This is a genomic window from Flammeovirga sp. SJP92, from assembly GCF_001583495.1.
GTDB lineage: Bacteria > Bacteroidota > Bacteroidia > Cytophagales > Flammeovirgaceae > Flammeovirga.
The window spans coordinates 154,309-175,504 of record NZ_LQAQ01000100.1; the positions used below are offsets into that span (position 1 = coordinate 154,309).

The 21,196-nt window shown below is 33.9% G+C and carries 16 protein-coding genes; 7 read left to right on the top strand and 9 right to left on the bottom strand.

Translation table 11 applies throughout. The features are described 5' to 3' along the window. Positions 1 to 215: 215 nt before the first annotated feature. From AVL50_RS26955 to tyrS, 5 genes are all read left to right on the top strand, one after another. On the top strand, positions 216 to 1,673 hold the full coding sequence (locus AVL50_RS26955; protein WP_062620273.1) for a S41 family peptidase: 1,458 nt from the start codon (positions 216 to 218) through the stop codon (positions 1,671 to 1,673). Positions 1,674 to 1,829: 156 nt separating this feature from the next. After that, positions 1,830 to 2,045, top strand: coding sequence for a twin-arginine translocase TatA/TatE family subunit (locus AVL50_RS26960; protein ID WP_172826931.1), 216 nt, complete (start codon positions 1,830 to 1,832; stop codon positions 2,043 to 2,045). Positions 2,046 to 2,250: 205 nt separating this feature from the next. Continuing rightward, positions 2,251 to 3,675 carry an Asp-tRNA(Asn)/Glu-tRNA(Gln) amidotransferase subunit GatA gene (gene gatA, locus AVL50_RS26965; protein ID WP_062620274.1) on the top strand — a complete coding sequence of 475 codons (1,425 nt, stop codon included), beginning with the start codon at positions 2,251 to 2,253 and terminating at the stop codon, positions 3,673 to 3,675. 601 nt (positions 3,676 to 4,276) lie between these two features. Beyond that, complete coding sequence (locus AVL50_RS26970; RefSeq protein ID WP_062620276.1) at positions 4,277 to 6,424, top strand: LysM peptidoglycan-binding domain-containing protein; 2,148 nt, start codon at positions 4,277 to 4,279, stop codon at positions 6,422 to 6,424. Between the two features lie 67 nt (positions 6,425 to 6,491). Next, complete coding sequence (tyrS, locus tag AVL50_RS26975) at positions 6,492 to 7,793, top strand: tyrosine--tRNA ligase (protein WP_062620278.1); 1,302 nt, start codon at positions 6,492 to 6,494, stop codon at positions 7,791 to 7,793. A gap of 82 nt (positions 7,794 to 7,875) precedes the next feature. Here the strand turns inward: tyrS and AVL50_RS26980 are convergent, their stop codons facing one another. The 8 genes from AVL50_RS26980 to dnaG all read right to left on the bottom strand — a co-directional run bounded on the left by AVL50_RS26980 (position 7,876) and on the right by dnaG (position 19,212). Beyond that, complete coding sequence (locus AVL50_RS26980; protein WP_157491598.1) at positions 7,876 to 8,700, bottom strand: hypothetical protein; 825 nt, start codon at positions 8,698 to 8,700, stop codon at positions 7,876 to 7,878. A 252-nt stretch (positions 8,701 to 8,952) separates the two neighbouring features. Continuing rightward, complete coding sequence (locus AVL50_RS26985) at positions 8,953 to 10,704, bottom strand: hypothetical protein (protein WP_062620283.1); 1,752 nt, start codon at positions 10,702 to 10,704, stop codon at positions 8,953 to 8,955. Positions 10,705 to 10,935: 231 nt separating this feature from the next. Next, a complete protein-coding gene (locus AVL50_RS26990; RefSeq protein WP_062620285.1) occupies positions 10,936 to 11,673 on the bottom strand; it encodes a hypothetical protein in 738 nt (245 codons plus the stop codon). Between the two features lie 198 nt (positions 11,674 to 11,871). Next, positions 11,872 to 13,560 (bottom strand): RagB/SusD family nutrient uptake outer membrane protein, encoded by a 1,689-nt coding sequence (locus tag AVL50_RS26995; RefSeq protein ID WP_062620286.1) that lies wholly within the window; start codon positions 13,558 to 13,560, stop codon positions 11,872 to 11,874. Between the two features lie 6 nt (positions 13,561 to 13,566). Then, complete coding sequence (locus AVL50_RS27000) at positions 13,567 to 14,493, bottom strand: hypothetical protein (protein ID WP_157491600.1); 927 nt, start codon at positions 14,491 to 14,493, stop codon at positions 13,567 to 13,569. Positions 14,494 to 14,799: 306 nt separating this feature from the next. Further along, a complete protein-coding gene (gene cysN / locus AVL50_RS27005; RefSeq protein WP_216639091.1) occupies positions 14,800 to 16,050 on the bottom strand; it encodes a sulfate adenylyltransferase subunit CysN in 1,251 nt (416 codons plus the stop codon). Between the two features lie 21 nt (positions 16,051 to 16,071). Continuing rightward, positions 16,072 to 16,977: a sulfate adenylyltransferase subunit CysD gene (cysD, locus tag AVL50_RS27010; protein WP_044202230.1), complete on the bottom strand. Its 906-nt coding sequence runs from the start codon at positions 16,975 to 16,977 to the stop codon at positions 16,072 to 16,074. Positions 16,978 to 17,115: 138 nt separating this feature from the next. Continuing rightward, positions 17,116 to 19,212, bottom strand: a complete 2,097-nt coding sequence (gene dnaG, locus AVL50_RS27015; RefSeq protein ID WP_062620292.1) for a DNA primase — start codon at positions 19,210 to 19,212, stop codon at positions 17,116 to 17,118. Positions 19,213 to 19,322: 110 nt separating this feature from the next. On the opposite strand from dnaG, the gene recO reads away from it, so the two are divergent. Both recO and AVL50_RS27025 read left to right on the top strand, forming a co-directional pair. Further along, on the top strand, positions 19,323 to 20,018 hold the full coding sequence (gene recO, locus AVL50_RS27020) for a DNA repair protein RecO (RefSeq protein ID WP_062620294.1): 696 nt from the start codon (positions 19,323 to 19,325) through the stop codon (positions 20,016 to 20,018). A 65-nt stretch (positions 20,019 to 20,083) separates the two neighbouring features. Then, positions 20,084 to 20,452, top strand: coding sequence for a hypothetical protein (locus AVL50_RS27025; protein ID WP_062620296.1), 369 nt, complete (start codon positions 20,084 to 20,086; stop codon positions 20,450 to 20,452). A gap of 76 nt (positions 20,453 to 20,528) precedes the next feature. Here AVL50_RS27025 and AVL50_RS27030 read toward each other — a convergent pair whose 3' ends face one another. After that, positions 20,529 to 21,035, bottom strand: a complete 507-nt coding sequence (locus tag AVL50_RS27030) for a hypothetical protein (RefSeq protein ID WP_062620298.1) — start codon at positions 21,033 to 21,035, stop codon at positions 20,529 to 20,531. Between the last annotated feature and the right edge of the window lie 161 nt (positions 21,036 to 21,196).

Below are 21,196 nucleotides of genomic sequence, written 5' to 3' on the forward strand. Positions count from 1 at the left end.
ATCCAATTTTAAAATATAGAGGTACAAATCAACTTTTTGGTTTGTGCCTTTTTTTTATCTAATGTAATGAATGTTAATCCGTTTTTTTATAATTAGTGGACTAATTAATTTACAATTGCTTTTCATCAGACGACTCTTAATTAAGAGAAACTATCCAACACAGCTTAAAGTGTACAACTAAATTTTACAATCTATTTTTCAAAACCTAGCAACAAATGAAAGTATCGTCTTATTTTCAAAGAATTCATTTTATTTTTGAGCAAACTAAAAGATATAATCCAAAAGAAGTACTGACATTACGCCACATTGTTATGATGATGGTATCTTTTGTATCAGTATCTATTTTTATCTCCTGTAATATTACCAATAAGGTAAATTATGAATACATCTCTAATACCAAAAGTGATACATTGACTTTAGATAAAATCAATGAAATCATAACAGCAATCGAAGAGGTACACCCTAATATTTATGCTGATGTAGGTAAGAATTCTATCGATTCGGCTATCAATGCAGTGGTAATAAGAAATGAAGGAGTGCTGTTAAATAATGCTGATTTTACATTAGAAGTTCGTTCTGTCCTTGATCTGTTACATTATGCTGATCCTCATCTTGTTTACTATCCTAACATACAATTGAGACCAGGTGATTATAACCCTAGAAAATATGCAAAGAGAATACCTCGGTTTCCATTTGATCTATTCAATATCAATGATTCACTGATCATCAAAACAAGTTACGCAGAACCTTTGCAGAAAGGAGATCAGATACTTGAGATTAATGGGCATAAAGCAGAAGATTTTGCAAAATATACTTATTCTGAATGGAGGTCAGTTGGAGGTAATATTATTCAAATGCAATCTCAGTTGGTCTATGATGAGCTTTTTAATATAAAAATAAATCGAAAAGGAAAGGAACAAGAAGTAATTGTAAAACCTATACCTTATGCGAAGTGGACAGGGGAAAGATTGTATCAGAGTAAATTAATTCATGAATACAAAACAGGGTATACTAAAATATTGAAGTTTTCTTCAAATACCACTATTCTCAAAAATCTTAAGAAAGGTATTGTGGCGGCGAAAGAGAACGGATATGAAAATTACATTATTGATATAAGAGGGAATCCTGGAGGGACAGGGTATAAATTGGAGAAAATCCTTTCTCTTTTATCTCCGAAAGATTCTCTATTATATATGGAGTCTCAAATTGTGAAGGTATCACCACGTAGTGTCAATGATTATGATTTTTTGAAAAATCATAAAATAGGTGAGTTAGTTCAATTGCCTGATAGTTTAATCATCAAACATATTCCTCTTCAAGAAGATCTTTATCAAGGAGATATGAATTATTTTGTGCTGATTGATAAATCCACGGGCTCAACAGCTGCTTCATTCGCCAATATTATTCAAAATAACAATATTGGTTTACTGGTAGGAGAGCCATTAGCACATAATGCTTTGATGTTTGGAGATGTCACTAAAGTTTCTAAATATCAAAATATGATTGTTTCTACTATGCAATATAATGAGTATACTCGCTCAAAGGATCGTCAAGTATATCCAGATATTTATATTCCGTATGTAGCGAAAGAGTTTATTCAAGAGCATGATCCAATACTAAGAAAGACACTGGAGTATATTCAACACCCGAAAGAGAATAACTTAATGAAGTAAATCCATTTGCCTTTTTGAAAAAAAAACACTGAAACACAAAGGGTTCTATTCTCGTTTATATAAAATGCAATGCAAAGAAGTTGAAGACGTTAATTGATATTTGAATATACTTATCGTATCTTTGCGACGTACGTAACAAACAAAATAAATACGATCATGGAATTGATTTCAGTTTTATTATTCGGTATGCCGGGTGGTTTCGAGTGGATAATCATCGGTTTGGTTGTTCTTTTACTTTTTGGTGCCAAACGTATCCCTGAGCTAGCTCGTGGCATTGGTAGTGGAATCAGAGAGTTCAAAGACGCAAAAAACCAAATCTCAGATGAGATTGAAAAAGGCATAAAAGAAGAAGACAAGAAGGAAGAAAAATAACCAATTGTCATATATCTTGATATATTTTTAATGAAATCTATTTTTCGTTAAATATTTCGTAATAACCGAGAGAAGTTTATCTTTGTCATTAGAAAAGATAAACTTCTCTTTTTTTATGAAGTTTTTCAGAGTAAACTAAAAGCTTTGGTTTAAGTACTTTTAGTCTTGGAACTTAAAAGCGGTCTAATAAAACGAACACAAGCTTATGTATAAAGCATTTGATGATATAAAGAAAGCACTCAGCGAAGGAAAAACGACTTGTGTGGCTTTGGTAGAGGGTTATTTGACAAGAATTGAAGAGAAAAAACATCTCAACGTTTGGAATGAGGTGTATAATGAAGAGGCTCTTCAGCAGGCGGCAAAGGTAGATCAGAAAATCAAAGAGGGTAATGCGGGACGATTGGCAGGAATGGTTGTCGGTCTAAAAGACGTAATTGCGTACAAGGATCACGGGCTTCAAGCTTCTTCCAACATGTTGGATGGCTATGTTTCTCCTTTTTCGGCAACAGCGACAGAACGATTATTGGCTGAAGATGCCGTAATCATCGGTAGACAAAGTTGTGATGAGTTTGCAATGGGATCATCAAATGAAAACTCGGCTTTTGGTCCTGTGAAAAACAATATTGATGAAACAAGAGTGCCTGGTGGTTCTTCGGGAGCATCTGCAGTGGCAGTTTCAGATGACCATTGTCTGGTTTCTCTAGGTTCTGATACAGGTGGATCAGTACGTCAGCCTGCTGCCTTTACGGGTACAGTAGGTTTGAAACCCACTTACTCTCGTATTTCAAGATGGGGGTTGATTGCATACGCATCTTCTTTTGACACCATCGGTGTAATTGCGAACAATGTTCCTGATGCTTCATTGGTATTGGAAATCATAGCGGGTGAAGATGATCAGGATGCTACTGTGGCACAAGAACCAGTACCTTCTTACAGTGCTACTGTGGAAGAGAAGCCTTCAGGGAAGTTAAAAATTGCATACATCAAAGAAACCGTTGAGAGTGAGCATTTGAACAAAGATATTTCAGAGAAGACTTTTGCTAAAATTGAAAAATTAAGAGCAGAAGGGCATGAAGTGGAAGCTATAGAGTTTCCTTTATTAGATTACCTTCTCCCAACATACTACATTTTGACAACTGCCGAAGCAAGTACCAACTTAGAACGTTTTGATGGGGTACGCTACGGTTACAGAACTGAAGATCAAGTAGATTTAGAAGGTTTATATAAGAAATCACGTTCGGAAGGATTTGGTGATGAGGTGAAGAGAAGAATTATGTTGGGTACATTTGTACTTTCAGCAAGTTACTATGATGCCTACTTCTCAAAAGCTCAAAAAGTAAGACGATTGATTAAAGAAACGACGGAGAAAATCCTTTCAGAGTATGATTTTATCTTAATGCCAACAACTTCAGCTCCATCATTTGAAATTGGAAAATATGGTGAAAACAACCTATTAGAATTGTATTTAGGAGACTTATATACAGTTCACGCTTCATTGGCAGGGTTACCGGCGATTTCTATTCCAAATGGAGAGGACAAAGACGGATTGACGATTGGTTTGCAAGTAATGGCGAATCGTTTTGAAGAAGAAAAAATGCTTCAGTTCTCGCATTATTTACAAGAACTTTAATCTATAGAAAGTTACTTCGGTGACTAAATAAAAAATCCAAATATGCTTTATTGAAAAGTGTGTTTGGATTTTTTTTAATCAATGCTTTGGGGTGAAAAGTAATACCAAACTTATAAATAAATGTAACATACAAATACTCCTTTTATTTTCTTGTATATCAGGTTTTACTTGTAGTACGCCCAAGTGGCATTGAATGGAAAAGCGTTAAGAATTTTGTGGAATAAGCCATTAAAAAATCTTCGTTTGTTTGAGCATTTCAAAACACTGAAGTTTTGAGAAAGTTTAAATTCGTTTAGGCTTATGGAATAAAATTTAGCTTTTGTATTCACAGCCTAGATTTTTTGCTTCGTTTTTTCATTAATGGAAAAAATGAAGAAGAGAGTAGCTTGAAATGATAAAGATGGGGTTATGCGACATTCTATTTTATAATTGGTATAAAACTCTTAATAGATTATTCTTTTGCTCACTAATAGATTATATTTGCTAAACAGGAGTAGGGAAGATTCATTTTAGTAACCTAAATCTTTATCGGTCGGAAATTAAGTGAAGCTTATAATCATCTCATTTCTTAATTAAATCCTAATACTTTACGTAACAAGTGATGCTTTTTAGACGCATTTTTAAATATACATTTGCATTCATATTTTCTTTATCATTTTCAGTAGCTTCAGCCCAAGATGAAGGTAGTATTTTGCCTACTTGGAAAGATAGTTTGTATACTGTAGCATTGCCTGAAGGGTATTTAATGCCTTCTGATACATTAGAAATTGTGGAAGCTGCACCATATGCCCCTTGGTTTGAAAATTTTGATGAATTTGATACTACAGAAGCTATTCTTGTAGATATTTCTGATCAGACTTATGATTATGTCCCCAACGTATCGGATAGTTTAGTAAGGGATAGGTTAAGCAAAATGCAGCAAGAAATTCCTTTGACATATCATGATAGAGTACGATTGTTTATTGATTACTTTTCAGTGAGAAGAAGGGATTATACATTGTCAATCATCCAAAGAAAACAAATGTACTTCCCAATGTTCGAACGTATTTTTGAGGAGGAGGGAGTACCAACAGAATTAAAATATTTAGCTGTTATTGAATCTGCCTTAAAACCTGTTGCATTATCAAGAGTAGGGGCAAAAGGGCTTTGGCAGTTTATGCCTCGTACGGGTAGAGCTTATGGATTGAAACAGACCTATCAGATTGATGATAGAATGGACCCGGAAAAAGCAACTAGAGCTGCTGCTAGATATTTGAAGTTTTTATATGAATATCATGGAGACTGGGAGTTGGCTATTGCAGCTTATAACTGTGGCCCGGGAAATATTAGAAAAGCACAAAGAAGGTCAGGTAAAAAGAAATTCTGGGATATTTATAGAAAATTGCCAAGAGAAACAAGGTCTTACTTGCCTCAGTTCGTAGCGATGGCTTATGTACTGACCTATGCAGAAGAACATAACCTGATTCAGGATCTACCAATGTACGAGATTCCTGCGGAAGATATCTTTGTCAGTCAGTCTATTGACTTAGGTAAATTAGCTGACGAACTGAATGTTTGTAGAGAAGATCTTCAATTGATGAATGCGTCATTGCGTTTTGGTTTTGCTCCTAATTATGTGAAGAACTTCAGAATCAGAATTCCTGAAGCTCGTTTTGAGTATTACTTGGAGCATCAAGAAGAGATTTTGGCCAATGTAAAATATACAGGAGAAGGAGCCAATATTGGGGACGGTTATTATTATCATTATGTAAGAAGGGGGGAGTCGTTAGGATTAATTGCGAGTCGTCATAGAGTCAAAACATCTAACTTAAGGGCATGGAATAACATTCGAGGAAATACAATTTACCCAGGTCAGAAGTTGAAGATCTATGGTAATGCCTATAGTCCAGGACCAGCAAAAAAATCAACAACATCTACGAAAAAAACATCTACATCTACTCCAAAGAAAACAAGTGGAGCGAGTATTTATCATACTGTAAGAAGTGGTGAGACTTTAGGCGTAATTGCAAAAAAATACCGTGTTTATGTGGCTGATATTCAAAAACTGAATAATCTAAGAAGTACAAGAATTAATGTAGGTCAGAAGTTATTGATCAAAGAAGGTAAATACAAAGCTCCTGAAACAACTCCACAACCTGCGACTACAGCTGTAAAAACACCTACAGTTTCTACAAGTGGATCATTGGTTTACCATACAGTTAGGAGCGGAGAAACTTTGGGTGGAATAGCAGAAAAATACAATACATCAGCTTCCCAGCTAAGATCATGGAATGGAATGAGAGGCTCTACCATTTATAAAGGGCAGAAGTTAAAGGTTTATACAACTTCGTCAAATGCATCTTCAAATTCAGTGGCTAAAGCCTCATTATCTTCAAACAATACAAACGGTTATGGCCCATCTGCCAATACAAGATACCATACTGTAAAAAGTGGTGATAGTTTGACTGAGATTGCAAAGTGGTATAGAGTGTATGTAAAGGATTTGAAACGTGTTAATAATTTGTCAGGTTCTTCTATTAATGTAGGACAGAAATTGACGATTCCTCCATCGCCGGCAAGTGTTTTGAATGAAGGTAAATCAACCCAGACAACCTCAACTTCAGAAAGTGGTTATTACACTGTGAAAAATGGTGATACCTTATGGCAAATTGCACAGGATAATGGGGTTAGCGTTTCAGAAATCAAACGACTAAACAATATGAAAAGTAATAATTTGAAGGTAGGACAGCGCTTAAAAATAAAATCTTAGGTAACATTAAATGGTCATTTGATCTTTTACTGTTAAATTGCGCATTCAAATTAGAAATACATTAGAAATGGCAGATATAAAAACAAACCTTATTGAAGAGTTGCAGTGGAGAGGAATGCTGCACGACATGATGCCGGGTACTGAAGATCAATTGAACAAAGAAATGACAACTGCTTACGTTGGTTTTGACCCGACAGCAGATTCATTGCACATTGGTCACATGGTATCTGTAATGTTATTAAGACATTTACAGAAAGCCGGTCACAAGCCGTTGGCGATTGTAGGTGGAGCAACAGGTATGATTGGCGACCCTTCATTTAAAGATGCTGAAAGATCACTTTTGGATGACGAAACTATCCAGAAGAACATCAATGGAATGAAAGCACAATTGGAAAAGTTCTTGGACTTTGATTGTGGTGAAAACTCAGCAGAGATCTTAAATAACTATGATTGGTTTAAGGACTTCAGTTTCATCGATTTCGCTCGTGAAGCAGGAAAGCACCTTACAGTAAATTACATGATGGCTAAAGATTCTGTGAAGAAGCGTTTAGCTACTGGTAATGGAATCTCTTTTACTGAATTTACTTACCAATTATTACAAGGTTGGGATTTCTACCATTTATACAAAACAAAGAACTGTAAACTGCAATTTGGTGGTTCAGATCAGTGGGGTAATATTGTAACGGGTACGGAACTAGTTCGTCGTAAGGCACAAGGTACTGCATATGCGGCAACTTGTCCTTTGATCACAAAAGCTGACGGTACTAAATTCGGTAAGACGGAAAGCGGTGCAGTTTGGTTAGACCCTGAGAAAACTTCTCCTTACCAATTCTACCAATTTTGGTTGAACGTAGCAGATGATGATGCGAAAAAATACATCAAAATCTTTACATTCATTGGTAAAGAAGAGATTGATCAATTAATCGCTGATCATGATGAGGCACCTCATACACGTATTCTTCAGAAGCGTTTGGCAGAAGAAGTAACTCGTGCAGTTCACGGACAAGACGAATTAGACACAGCAATTGCCGCTTCTAATATCTTATTCGGAAAGAACGTAACGGATCAATTGAAATCTTTAGACGAGCGTACTTTATTACAAGTATTTGAAGGTGTAATGCAGTCAGAGGTTTCTAAGGCTGATTTGGAAGGAATGGCTGAAATGGCTGATTTAGTATCAACTGGTACTGATAACCAATTATTCTCTTCTAAAGGTGAAGCAAAAAGAATGATCAAAGGCGGTGGTATTTCTATCAACAAAGCAAAACTACAAGGAAGTGAACTTCCAAAAGATGTAGAATTGCTTCAAGGTAAATATATTCTTGCTCAAAAGGGAAAGAAAAATTACTGCTTGATTAAAGTAGTTTAATTGATCTCTTGTAGATATAAAAAAATACCCTTCCGCTTATAAAGTGGTAGGGTATTCTTTTTTTAACTATCTATTTTCATGACTAGCGCATAGCACTAATAAGATTGTTGCTTTCTTCTAAATAGAAATTAAAATATCCGATTCTTGGAGAATCTGTAATGATAGACGCTTTGTACAATGACAATTTTGCTTCATAAAGGTCATTAGCTCTATAAGAAGCAACAGCTAAGTTATAATACTGCAATCCAGCGACATCTTTAATACTTAACGTTTCCGTTAAATTCATTCCATATCTACTATACAATAAAGAGTTTTCCAATCTCTTTTCATATCCTTTGATACGGCTTTCAATATTATTTTTACCAATCACATAACCATATATATCTGTAGATTCTATTAATGTTTTTCCCAAGTAAGGATCTTCTACAATAATATAGACATGACTATTGTTTTGATGGATTGAATACTCGTACCCTAATTCTTGAAAAATATGAGCAAATAAAAGTGTACCGCTAAGGCAGTCATATGTTCCATCCTCAAGTAAATCTGAGAATGTACTGCACTCTTTATATCCTTTCAAGAATTTTTGACGTGTTTTATTAAATAATTTTTTTGTGATTGAACGGTTATTTTTTTGCTCAAGAGCTTTCCATTGGTTCACCCAATCGTTTACTTCATTTTTCATTGAGTTAAATTCCTCGCCAGATATGTTTTCTTGCGGTGAAAAATAAAGGTAAAATGGATCTTTTTCCCATGCTTGTTCTGAATGATTTAAGGTATAATATTCCAGCATGGAATGCGATTGATTTTTAGATAAAGTTAGGCTTTCTTCTTGAGCATATACGTTTACTGTCATCAAAATGATGATGGTAAAGGTTAGGCGATATATGCTTTTGATGAATCTCATGTACTTTTAACAGCTTTGTTGTTAGTACAATATACGTAATCTTGTAATATTTAGTTAACATTAAGTTCATATTAGATGTGTTTCATGTAATATTTTATTAATATATAAAGAAAATGCAATTATTTTAAGCGTATTCTTAACATTTGAATTTTGTTTTGTAAACAAAAAAAGAGGGATGATTTTAAACCATTCCTCCTTGAAATATGAATACTGTAATAAAATATTACATCATGTTATATTAAGAAATAGACTTTAGAAGTCATAAAGTCTTTGCCCGATATTCCATCTAACAGCAGCACTTAGATAATTTTCATTCTGAGTATATCTAGCATCGTCACTTGATGTATTTCTAAACACACCTCTCAGATCGATAAATATGTTGTGAAAAGGTGAATACGTCAATGTAGCATCAACATACATTGTTCTTACTTTTGTTCCTTGGAGTAGTTTTACACCGAAAGTATCAGGACCTCCCGGGGCAGTATTGTAATCCAAGAAAATATTTGAACCATGGTTAACAAGAACATTTCCATCCTCATCTAATTCATTCATACCTTGTTCTCTATACATTCCTTTAATGGTAGCTGATACTTTTGGAAGAAAATGAGGTCTATATCTTAAGATACCAATTAACTCATAAAAGTTAGCTCCATTTGGATGTGTCAATTCTTGGTAATAATGAGCAGTATTTGTATAAAGCTGTCCATTAGGTAAATTACTAGATCCTGTAGTATTTTTATGGGAGTAGGTGTAAGGGTCGACAACATTCACTTCTCCTTGTAAATCAAGGTTAGGTAAGCCAAAAGCATCAATGTATTTAGCTCCAAACTGATAGGCGAATTTATTACCATAAAAGCCTTTACCAAAATTAGCAACACTCATGTCATCAACAACAAACTGACAATATAATTGTACTTTGTTCCATATATTCCATTTTGCATCTAAACCAATTTGAACATTATCAACATCTCCTAAACCATGTTCCAAAGAACGGTAGAAAATAAGAGGGTTAAGGTAAGAAATATCAAAAGTATTATTACCAATAGAGTCAGTTCTACTAAATATTATTTGTTCAAAAAGCCCAATATTTAAGTTCTTAGTAATATTCCAACCTAAATGATGCATAGCCATATACTTTTTAGGTAAATGTCCACCTCTAGGGTTTGTGTTGCTAGTATTCATTTGAGCAAAAATATTAGTATACTCTAAATGCCAAACTCTTGTATTTAATTTCCAGTATGTATAATCGTTGGCAAAATCTGATAGAATTAATGAGCGGTAGCCATTTCCAATAAAGTTTCTACCACGGCCAAATTCAGTTCCAATATAATCTTTCAATAACTGGAAAGTAATATAACCTTGTGCGTTAAAATAGTCCGCTACATCACCTTCAGTTTTATTCCATTGTTGCCCTGGAAATGTTCCATTACGCATTGCAGAGTATTGTTGAGCATAGAAAGGTAATCTTTCTTGGTTGTCAGATGCTTGAAGGTAAAAGCCCACTTTTCCTGCAATTGAACCTCTCATAACAACACCTCTTTGACTTACGTAAGGGCGTGAAGCATTAAGGTTATCATCACCTGCACTAAAAAGAACGACTGGATTAATATGAACATCAAAATCTTTTTCATGAACATTCGCAAAGTCAATTTTACTTCTGTAGAAATATTTTAGAAATGGCTTTTTGACATCTGCAATTGTAGAATCTGACATGTGTTCCCAATTGTCTAAAGCTAAATAGGATAAATTGTATTTATCTGCTTCAGATAAAGTTCCGTTGTAAGTTGAGTCAAAACCTTCTAAGAACGAGGCAATTTCTTGTCTGCTATATGGTTTTACAGCAGTGAAGATTTTACCAAAATTCTTTTGCTTGATTTCATATCTATCAATAAGGTGATAGTATTCAGGATCATAAGGAACATTTGAAGACTGTGCAAAAACCTGTAGTGACCCTAAAAATAATGTGAAAAAAAACAGGAATTTTAATGTAGTTATTTTAATCATTGTAATTGAGCTTGATTACCAATTTACTCTTTGTAAAAATAGATAAAAAATGTTAATCAATAAGTCTAGGTTTAGACTAAATGACGAATGAATACACATTTAATTAACAAAATGAACTTTTTTCATAAAGTATGCCAATAAATGTGTTCAAGCTCTTTGCGGAAAGTTATTTACAACTCATTGCGAATAATTTTCATCTTGATATCGATTTAGCTATAGATAGTAAATTCTTTATACATGGTGATTCTCTTGAGAAATAACTTCAACATCATCAACTTGTTTTTTTAGGAAATGTCGGATTGAAATAAAATACCTCATTCCTTTATTTTTAATTTTCTGTTGGAAGTGAAGACGGTTATAGTTTCTAAATTCTTTTTCGTTGTAAAAACCAGAATTGGATAAATAAAATTTGTTGGGTGTTTCTTCCCATTTTGGAATGGAAAATAAATTATTTCGAATCGCTTTATCAATATTTACGAAAGCAAAACTCCTCCTATTGAAATAATTAAAAATTCGTCCTTGGTTGAAGGAGATAATATTATCAGTAGTTAATTCCAATTCTGTATTTTCTAATGCAATTTTATCTTCATTTTCTGTAGGTAGACTTCTGTAAAAAGTCATATTGTTATTTATACCAGATAAGGTGAGCTGTGTGGGTTTGTTTTTAGTTAATTGATGAATGAATTTATAGAGATTACCATAGAGGAAATTACTACTTCCAACTCCCCAATAGGTTCTTGTAGAAGTAAACCATTCAAGGTTCTCACTTATATACCTTTCAAGGTTTTGGGGCTTATCTATAATTTTTGTTTCGATATGTGGGAGAAATTGATATTTCTCTAATTTTAAGTTGCTTAATATAAGAATATCAATATTTCTTTGATATGATAATTGATTTAAAAATAGGTCAAAATATACAGGTGTTTTATCAAATATGGGAACAATTAGAGCCACTTTAGTCATTTTCATAGTATTTTAATGCAGTAAATGTGAATAGCAGTAAAGTATATTTTTTTAGGGTTATATTATAAAATACGCATTAATTGTGACTTTAGTTATACTAGAGAGTATGTTTGGGATTATTATTAAATGGATTTCTTGATAAAATGCAAAAAGCCTTCGCTCATTATGAGCAAAGGCTTGAATGTATATTCTAATCAGTATTTTTTAGTATCCTGGATTTTGTACAAGGTTATCGCTTTGATCAATGATGTCTTGAGGAATAGGCATGAAACCTCTAGATGGAGCATAGAAAGTGGTTTCAAAATCGGCTTCTACACCAATATCTCCAGTAAGATTTTTTCCATTGCTAAAGTACTTTGAATCATGATGTTGGGATTCATATAAGGTATAATTTGAAACTGTTATTTCATTAAGGAAATTACTTCCCCATCTCATAAGGTCAAAATAACGATGCCCTTCAATAGCAAGTTCATGATATCTTTCCTCTACTATATCATCAAAGGTGACTGTTGATTTTGAATAGAGACCTGCTCTTTGTCTTACAATATTTACATATTCAGTTGCTTTAGCCTGATTTCCTTCAGCAAGATATAACTCAGCACCAATTAAATAAATATCTGCAAGGCGGATGTAATGATAGTTTTGGTCATAATGCATACCAGAAGTGCCTATATTCTTATTTGACCCATCATTTGTTTTATGGGTGGTGTATTTATAATTAAATAATCCAGTATGGTTGAAAGAGTTATCCATAGGATATGTATTTGAAATATTCAAGCTGTCAATCAGTGTTTTAGCAGTGATAATTGTTGAGTTTAATCTTTTATCACTATTATCAAAACTATCATATAGTTTTCTAGTTGGAATGCCAAATCCCCATCCGTTATTGATAAATGAATCAGAATGGAAATACCCTCTAGGTCCTGTCACCAAAGATTTTACATTACCAATCGCATATTCAGACCAATTTAAATGTAGTCTTTTTTCATGAACAATTTCAAAAAGGACTTCTTGATTGAAATTATTCTTACCGAGTAAACTCTGAAATAGTTCTCCAAAATTGGGAGAAAGTGAGGCTCCAGATTGTTGAATTATCTCTTCAATAATATTGATAACTTGATTACGGTTTAATGTACTACCATCCTTCAACGTGAGATTTTCCCTGCTGTAAACTCCAGAGTAAAAGACATAAACTTTCACTAACTCTGCTAAAACACTATATTTTCCAAGTCTGCCAAAATCATCTTGGTGTTTTCTCATTTGATCACTTACCTCAAAAAGTTCAGAGGCAATAAAACTATAGAGCTCTTCTTCAGAGGGTTGTTTGTAATTATATCCTTCAAATTTTCCTGCAGGAATAATAGGAGGTCGTTCAAAAAATCGAGCAAGTTCAAAGTAGAAGTGTGCTCTTAGTGCTCTTGCTTCAGCCTTGTAATACTCTTTTTCCTGTTGTAAATTTTCAGGGAAAAGGTCATCATTGAAATTTGAAAGAAGAGCATTTGCAACCCGTATACCATCATAATTCTTATTCCAAATTGATTTAAGAGTTGAATTATAATTATTTATAGTGTGTTTCTGAAATTCAAAAGCTTCTGACCAGTCATAAGCCACCGCACCTCCTTTGTAAACATCCCCTGCTAAAATATCAGCGATAAGATCAATTGAAAGTATTTTACTATTATAATAATCATTTGATAGTAGATGATAAAGAACATAGAAAGCATCTTCATGTTGCTCTATTGTGGTATAAGGAGCAGCAATTTCTATATCCTTGAGATCTAATGTTTTTCGATTAGAATTATCATCATTAATAGTTGTGTCAATATTATTGATTTGACACCCCCACAGTGAAAGAAAGGATAATAAGAGGCAATATTTTTTTATAGAAGTCATGTTTTTTTAGTTTTCGATGTGGTATTCAATAGTTACTTTTTTATTCTCTTCGAATGATGAACTGTTGATTTCTATAGGATAACCCAATTCATTGTATTCATAAGTTTGAGTACTTTTCTCTGGAGTACTATTAGAAAAGTTCCATACTAATTCTCTTGATGTAATATTATTTTTTGTCTTAGGTAGGAAATAAGTTGATGGAAATAATGAACAGTTTATGACATGGTAGTCAATGATATCATAAGGGTTGTTTTTATCATCATAAGTATAATTGATCCAATATATAAGTGTGGTTTCATCAATTGTAGGCTTACTTCCATTTCCACGGTATACTTTTTCTTGTATAATGTTCTCATTTTCCCAAATGTAGAGACTGAATTGATGATAATTCTCAATGCTATCATTCTTTATATCGTAGCTTGAAGTTAACCATCTCCCTTTAATTCTTCCAGTTGAATCTAATGTGTTAATCTGTAATTTATTGTAATTATAGAATTGAGACTTTGTTAAAAGTGAAAAGGAAGAATCAGTGTCTATGATTTCTTTTTCCGAAATTACTCCCTTTTGAAGCCCGTAATAATCAATTTCAGATAAGGTTTCGTTGATGACTGTACGAACAGTATCATTTACGTAGATGAATGAATCGATAACTACTTGTGAAAGAGGAAGACGATCTGTGTCAGGTAGCATAATTTGATCCTTATATTCATAAGAAATCACTTTCGTAAGCTGTCCACTTGTGGAATTATAGCCGAATTCAATATCATTAGTGGTCTGTCCTAATGTACTATGTGTGATATGAATGGGGTAAAGTCCTTTAGGTAACTTCATCTCTGGCTCTGGAGTGAGACCTTCTTCTTCTTCTGATAAGCTGCAAGAGAAGAAGAGACTGCTTATAAGCAGTAGTAATAGTTTGTTGCTTAGCGTATTCATTTCTAATAAATGGTTTTGCTTTAACGAATTCATAAAATTAAAAAGGCGGGCTGCTCTACAATTAAAATTAGGTTGAAGAGGTCTAACATTTTATGAGTTAGTACCCTTTTTATAGAGTCAAAAAAATAGAGAATACCATTAGAGCATGTTTCAAATATGCTCTTAACCTTAATAAGTAGCTTAAAGTTACGGAATTTTAGGATATTTTAAAGAAAATAGAAAAGCCTTCACTCATTATGAGCAAAGGCTTTTCTAAGAAATGAAGGTGTCTGTATCTAACAAGCATCTTCCATTTATAAAAAAAGATTATTTCTTTCTTCTGATCATACCAGCAGCAACAGTATTGTTTGTTGCTTCATCTACAAGAATCAATGAACCAGTAATTCTGTTGGATTTATAAGGGTCCCAAAGAATTGGTTTTGTCGTTCTAAGTTGTACTCTAGCGATATCATTCATGTGTAAAGACTTATCCCCTTCAATACGGCTTAAGGTATTGATGTTCATCTTGTACTTGATATCCTTGATCATACATCTTGCCTCATTGGTAGTATGTCTTAAGATATATTTTGCTCTCGGTCTTGGAGGTTGATCATCCATCCAGCAAAGCATCACATCTAAATCTTGTGTTTGCTCCGGCTGATTGTTTGGACGAACCAACATATCACCTCTTGAAATATCAATATCATCTTCCAAAGTGATGGTTACAGATTGAGGAGGGTAAGCCTCTTCTACCTCTTTCATTCCGTTGAAGATGTTCTTTACTTTTGAAGTGAAACCTGAAGGTAAAGCTACAATATCATCACCTTTTCTGAATACACCTGAGCTGATACGGCCTGCGTAACCTCTGAAATCATGGAATTTGTCAGAGTGAGGACGGATAATAGTTTGAACCGCAAAACGAGGATCAATGTAGTTGTTATCACTGCTGATATAGATGTTTTCTAAAGTATGCAATAAAGTTTCACCGCTATACCAAGGCGTCAGCTCCGATCTGTTTACAACGTTGTCACCTTTCAATGCTGAAATTGGCACAAAACGAATATCCTTAAGGTTCAGCTTTGCTGCAAACTCTTTAAACTCCTCTTGAATTTTTTCAAAGATAGCCTCATCATAATCCACAAGGTCCATTTTATTCACACAAACAATCATGTGAGGAATTTGAAGAAGAGAAGCAATGATAGCGTGACGGTGAGTTTGTTCTACTAATCCTTTACGAGCATCAATCAAAATTAATGCAAGGTTGGCAGTAGAAGCACCCGTTACCATGTTTCTTGTATATTGAATATGACCTGGAGTGTCGGCAATGATAAACTTACGTTTTGGTGTTGCAAAATATCTGTAAGCAACATCAATTGTAATGCCTTGCTCTCTTTCAGCTCTCAAACCATCCGTCAATAAAGAAAGGTCAACATGCTCTAAACCTTTTCTTTTAGATGTTTCAGAAACCTGATCTAATTGATCTTCAAAAATTGATTTTGAATCATATAATAAACGTCCAATTAACGTACTTTTTCCGTCATCAACTGAACCTGCTGTTGTAAATCTTAATATTTCCACTTTGATGTTTTGGCTTAATGTTTAGAAATAACCTTCTTTTTTACGGTCTTCCATTGAAGTTTCAGAACGCTTGTCATCTGAACGGTTACCACGCTCAGTTTGACGCATAGCAGAAACTTCTTCTACTACTTTCTCGATCGTATCAGCGTCTGACTCAATACCACCCGTAATAGTGATGTCACCTAATGTTCTGAAGCGGATTTTTTTCTTTTCCACTTTTTCACCGTCACGTAATACGATGTGTTCTGACATTGGTAACCAAGTGTTATCTCTCCAAATTACATCTCTTTCATGAGCTAGGTATAAAGAAGGAATTTCAATATTCTCTCTCATGATATATTGCCAAACATCAAACTCTGTCCAGTTGGAAATAGGGAACGCTCTGAAGTGTTCACCTGGGTTGTATTTTCCATTGAATAAGTTCCATAATTCAGGACGTTGGTGTTTTGGATCCCATTGACCAAATTCATCACGATGTGAGAAGAAACGTTCTTTTGCTCTTGCTTTTTCTTCGTCACGACGACCACCGCCAATTGCTACATCAAAGTTTTCGTCTTCGATAGTATCTAATAAAGCTGTAATCTGTAATTTATTTCTACTTGCGTTAGCACCAGTTTCTTCCATTACTCTACCGTCATCGATAGCGTCTTGTACAGAACCTACTGCTAAACGAACTCCTAAGTCTTCGATTAAGTCATCACGGAACTTAATAGTTTCAGGGAAGTTATGCCCTGTATCAACGTGTAAGAAGGTAAAAGGAATTTTGGCAGGATAAAAAGCTTTCTTTGCTAAGTGAGCTACAGTAATAGAGTCTTTACCGCCTGAAAAAAGCAATGCTGGATTTTGAAACTGTGAAAACACTTCACGTAAAACGTAAATCGCTTCCGCTTCTAATTCATCCAAGTGTGAAAGTTGATAATTACTCATTGGATCTATGTTTGTAATTTATTTATTTTATCTAAGTAAAGAGAAGATATGACGTAAGAAACACTATATCTACGCAAAAGCCCTAAAGATAAAATGATATTATTAGGAAATGAAAAAATCGTGCTAAAAAGATGTTATTTAGATTTTTATTGTAATTCCAAGGATTTGAGCGATTTCGCTTCTCTGTTGGTTTAGTAATGACAGCAATTGAAATGCTTCCATTAGTTTCTCATCATTTGCTTCTTTTTCAGCTTTCAGTAAACTCTCATTACACTGCTCTATCAAGTCACTGATATATGTGAGTTTATAATGTAAAAGAGTAGAATAGGCTAATTTTCCTATATTTTCATCTTTTTTTGGAATAACAATTCTATGTCTTTTAAACCATTCTTCACTTGGAGTTTTCTCGTTCTCCGTTTTTAGAATTTGTTGTAATTTTTTTCGATCGAAATCACTAGCGTATTTTTCTGTAAAATAATGTAATGAAGGAATCTCACCCATAGCCGTTTCATTTTTGTAATCGACTAAGATTTGTTGGCAAAACTCATTTTCAAGCATCATTTCACCTAATTCGTCAAAAAGATACTCGTAGATGTACCCTACAGTTTCATCTACATACTCAGCGCCGAATAATACTAGTATTCTGACAAATTCTTCCTCATGGATTCCAAGCTTGGCAATTCGCTTTTCTGGAACTGATATTGGCTGAGGCTGACTTTCGGCAGGAATTTGCTCACCAAGAGGAGGAAGGCCATTGATTTCCTCAATGGGTGGAGGAACATCATGGATACTTGGGTCTTCTGAATAAAATTCTGGAGGTGGCGGAGGTAAATCATTGGGAGGAGTACTTACATATCCACTGCCAACGGAACCACCGTTAGGGTTTTCATATGATCTTCTTGCTCTCGTTTTCTCTTTCTCAATTCTCTCAATTTCTCTCTGCTTTAATGCATTGAGTTCTTTGATTAAACCATCAATTGAGATATCAAAAACGGTTGCACATTCTTTGATAAAAATTTCTTGTTGAATGGTATCAGGAATTTTCACAATACTCTTCAACACTTCTCTTACCTTCTCAGCTTTATTAAGAGGATCATTTTTAGCCTCTTCATTATATAGTTTCGCTGCAAAAAGGATAAAGTCAGTTTCTTCATCCTTTAAAAACTGAGAAAATTTATCACTCCCTAACTTTGTACAATAACTATCAGGGTCTTCTCCTTCTGGTAAACGTACGACACGGACATTCAAGCCCTGTTCCAAGAGCATATCTACACCTCTGATTGCCGCCTTCAAACCTGCCGCATCACCATCAAAAAGTGCAGTAACGTTATTTGTGAAACGTTTGATTTGCTTAATCTGTCCTTCGGTCAACGCAGTACCTGAGGATGCTACTACGTTTTCAATTCCAGATTGATGCAAAGAAATAACATCTGTATATCCCTCAACGAGATAACATCGATCTTTTACCCTAAGTGCATCTTTTGCATAATAAATACCATAAAGTGCGTCACTTTTATGATAGATTTCTGTTTCTGGTGAATTGAGGTATTTAGGTTTTCCATCCTTTTTTAAGGTACGAGCACCAAAGGCAATGACTCTACCTGAAAGATCATGAATAGGAAACATTACTCTTCCTCTGAAACGATCATATTTTTTTCCTTTGTCGTTTGCAGATCGAAGTCCTGCTAATTCTAGAGCTTCTTCAGTATAGCCTTTTTCAAGAGCACTTTTTTCTAATGCATCCCATGAGTCTAAACTGTAACCAAGATCGAATTTATTAATAGTATCACCTGTAAAACCTCTGTTTTTGAAGTAGCCGAGACCTAAAGATTTTCCTTCATCAGAAGTTTGCATGACACGCATGAAAAACTCCTTTGCGTAATTCATGGTAAGGAAAATACTTTCTCTTCTTTTGTGCTTTTCTTCTTCTTCAGGAGATCTCTTTTTTTCTTCTATTTTGATCCCATATTTGTTGGCCAGGTACTTTAAAGCCTCTACATAATTAAGTCCTTCTTTTTCCTGAACAAACTTGATTGCATCACCAGAAGCACCACATGAAAAACACTTATAAAGGTTCATGCTCGGTGTCACGTACATAGACGGCGTATTGTCGACGTGGAAAGGACACAATCCAATCCAAGATTTGCCCTTCTTTTTCAGAGTGACAAAGTCTTCCACAACCTCAACAATGTCTAAGGTTCTTTTTATTTCATCTACGGTTTCCTGAGGGATCATATATTTTTATCTACTTTTTTGTCAGAAAAAAGTATTTTAGTGGCGAAACATACTATTCTTTTACAAAGTTAAGAGTTTAAGTTAACTTCACTATTCAGAATTAAGAGAAGATGATTGAACAAACAAAAGCATTAACATTAAGTAGCGTAAGATTTCAAGAATCTTCCTTGATTGTTCATATCTATACAGAACGTTTTGGTAGAAGAGACTATATCATAAAGGGAGCTTTTAGTAAAAAAAGTAATAAAGCTTCATTTTATCAGCCACTCAATCTTCTAGAGCTGCAGGTCTATGAACAGCCCAATAAAAATCTTCAAATGATTAAAGAAGTTAGGATTGATCATCCGCTTTTATCTTTTCGGATTCAGCCCAGAAAGAGTATGATCCTTACTTTTTTGACAGAGTTTTTAGAAAAAGTATTGAAAGATGATGAAATTGGAAACTCAGAGCTTTTCGCTTTTCTGACAGAAAGTTTATTGAGTTTGGATGCCATGAACGAAAATTATAACTGTTTTACATTACAGTTTATGATTAGGATGAGTCATTTTCTTGGCATAGGAATTCATAGTGGTAAAATGCTGTTGGAAGAAACGGAAGTGTCTGCACATATTGACCCTGCATTAGTGGAAGCGGTAGATCAATTGATCGTAAAAGATTATCACGAAGCTCCTTCCTTTAACCTGTATACCCGTCGAATATTGATGGATAAAATATTATCTTTTTATGAACTTCAAATTCAGAGTTTTGGGAAAATGAAAACCTTAGAGGTATTAAGAAATGTTGGCAATCCCTTTAAAAAGCATTAACTAAAAGAAACTGATTGTCATGGAGGTAACAACGTATTAATAACTAACAAAAAATTATTAATACTATGAATAAGCCCACAATCAAAGCCATTATTACTTTTATAGTAATCAGCTTAACAGCCATCTCAATTAATGCTTCAACATTAGATAAAGGAAAAAATGTTTTCGTATTGAATAATGTGCCAACGATGACAGAAGTTCCTAGTATGATCCAAAGTTTGGAAGTGGCAACAAATACAAAATTCACACTTTCTTATTCCGATGACAACAAGGCCATTTATATGGCGGAGAAAACTGTGATAGTTACAGAAAACAATGACAGTGGCGTTGAAGTGAAAGTGTTATGTGGTTCTAGAAAACCCAATAAGGAATATAAAAAAGTAGTCAATGCATTTCAAAATAATCCAGCGTTGATTGCTCCTATAGAAGAATAAGATAGAAAAGTAAAGTATAAAAAAAGCACTTGTCAATTTGATTTGGCAAGTGCTTTTCTGTTATCAACGTTTTTTATTAAACAACTTTGATGTGTATCTCTTTATTTTGAATTAATGGATTACCATTGTCATCATTTTGATTACTCATTATAATTTCAATAGTGTAATCACCTTTCTCTACTAATTGAGAGTTGATGATTTTTTTCAAGTTTAAAATAACTGATTTTGAATGGTCAATTGGAAAATACAATCCCACAAGGCTGATATTTTCTGAAGTTTCACCATCAAAAGCAGCTCTTACCACTTTCTTGTTGCACTTTATATCCAGAATTTTTAAATAATCATCACTCTGTACTCTAAGAAAAAGATTATCAAATTCTCCTTGAGCACCGATAATGGTTTCTGTCAGGTTAACGTTTACTCCTTGAAGTCTAGGTTGATTTGTAATCTCAACATAGGCAACGTCATTGATAGAATTCTCAATCGGCTTCTGGAATTGATCTATATTAGAATCAATGAAGTAAGCATTGAATGAAAGGATACCAATAATAAAAGTAGTTGCTAGAAATGTTATTGACTTCATAATACATTGAGAGTTAGAAGAAAACAAAATTTTATAGTGTTTGTACTTAGTGTACTAGTACTTATCAACTCAAGCTTCAGATGAATGTTATGATAAAGTACTATAACTATAAGACGTTTTATTCAATCCAATAGACGATCTCATAACATTCTTTTAAACTA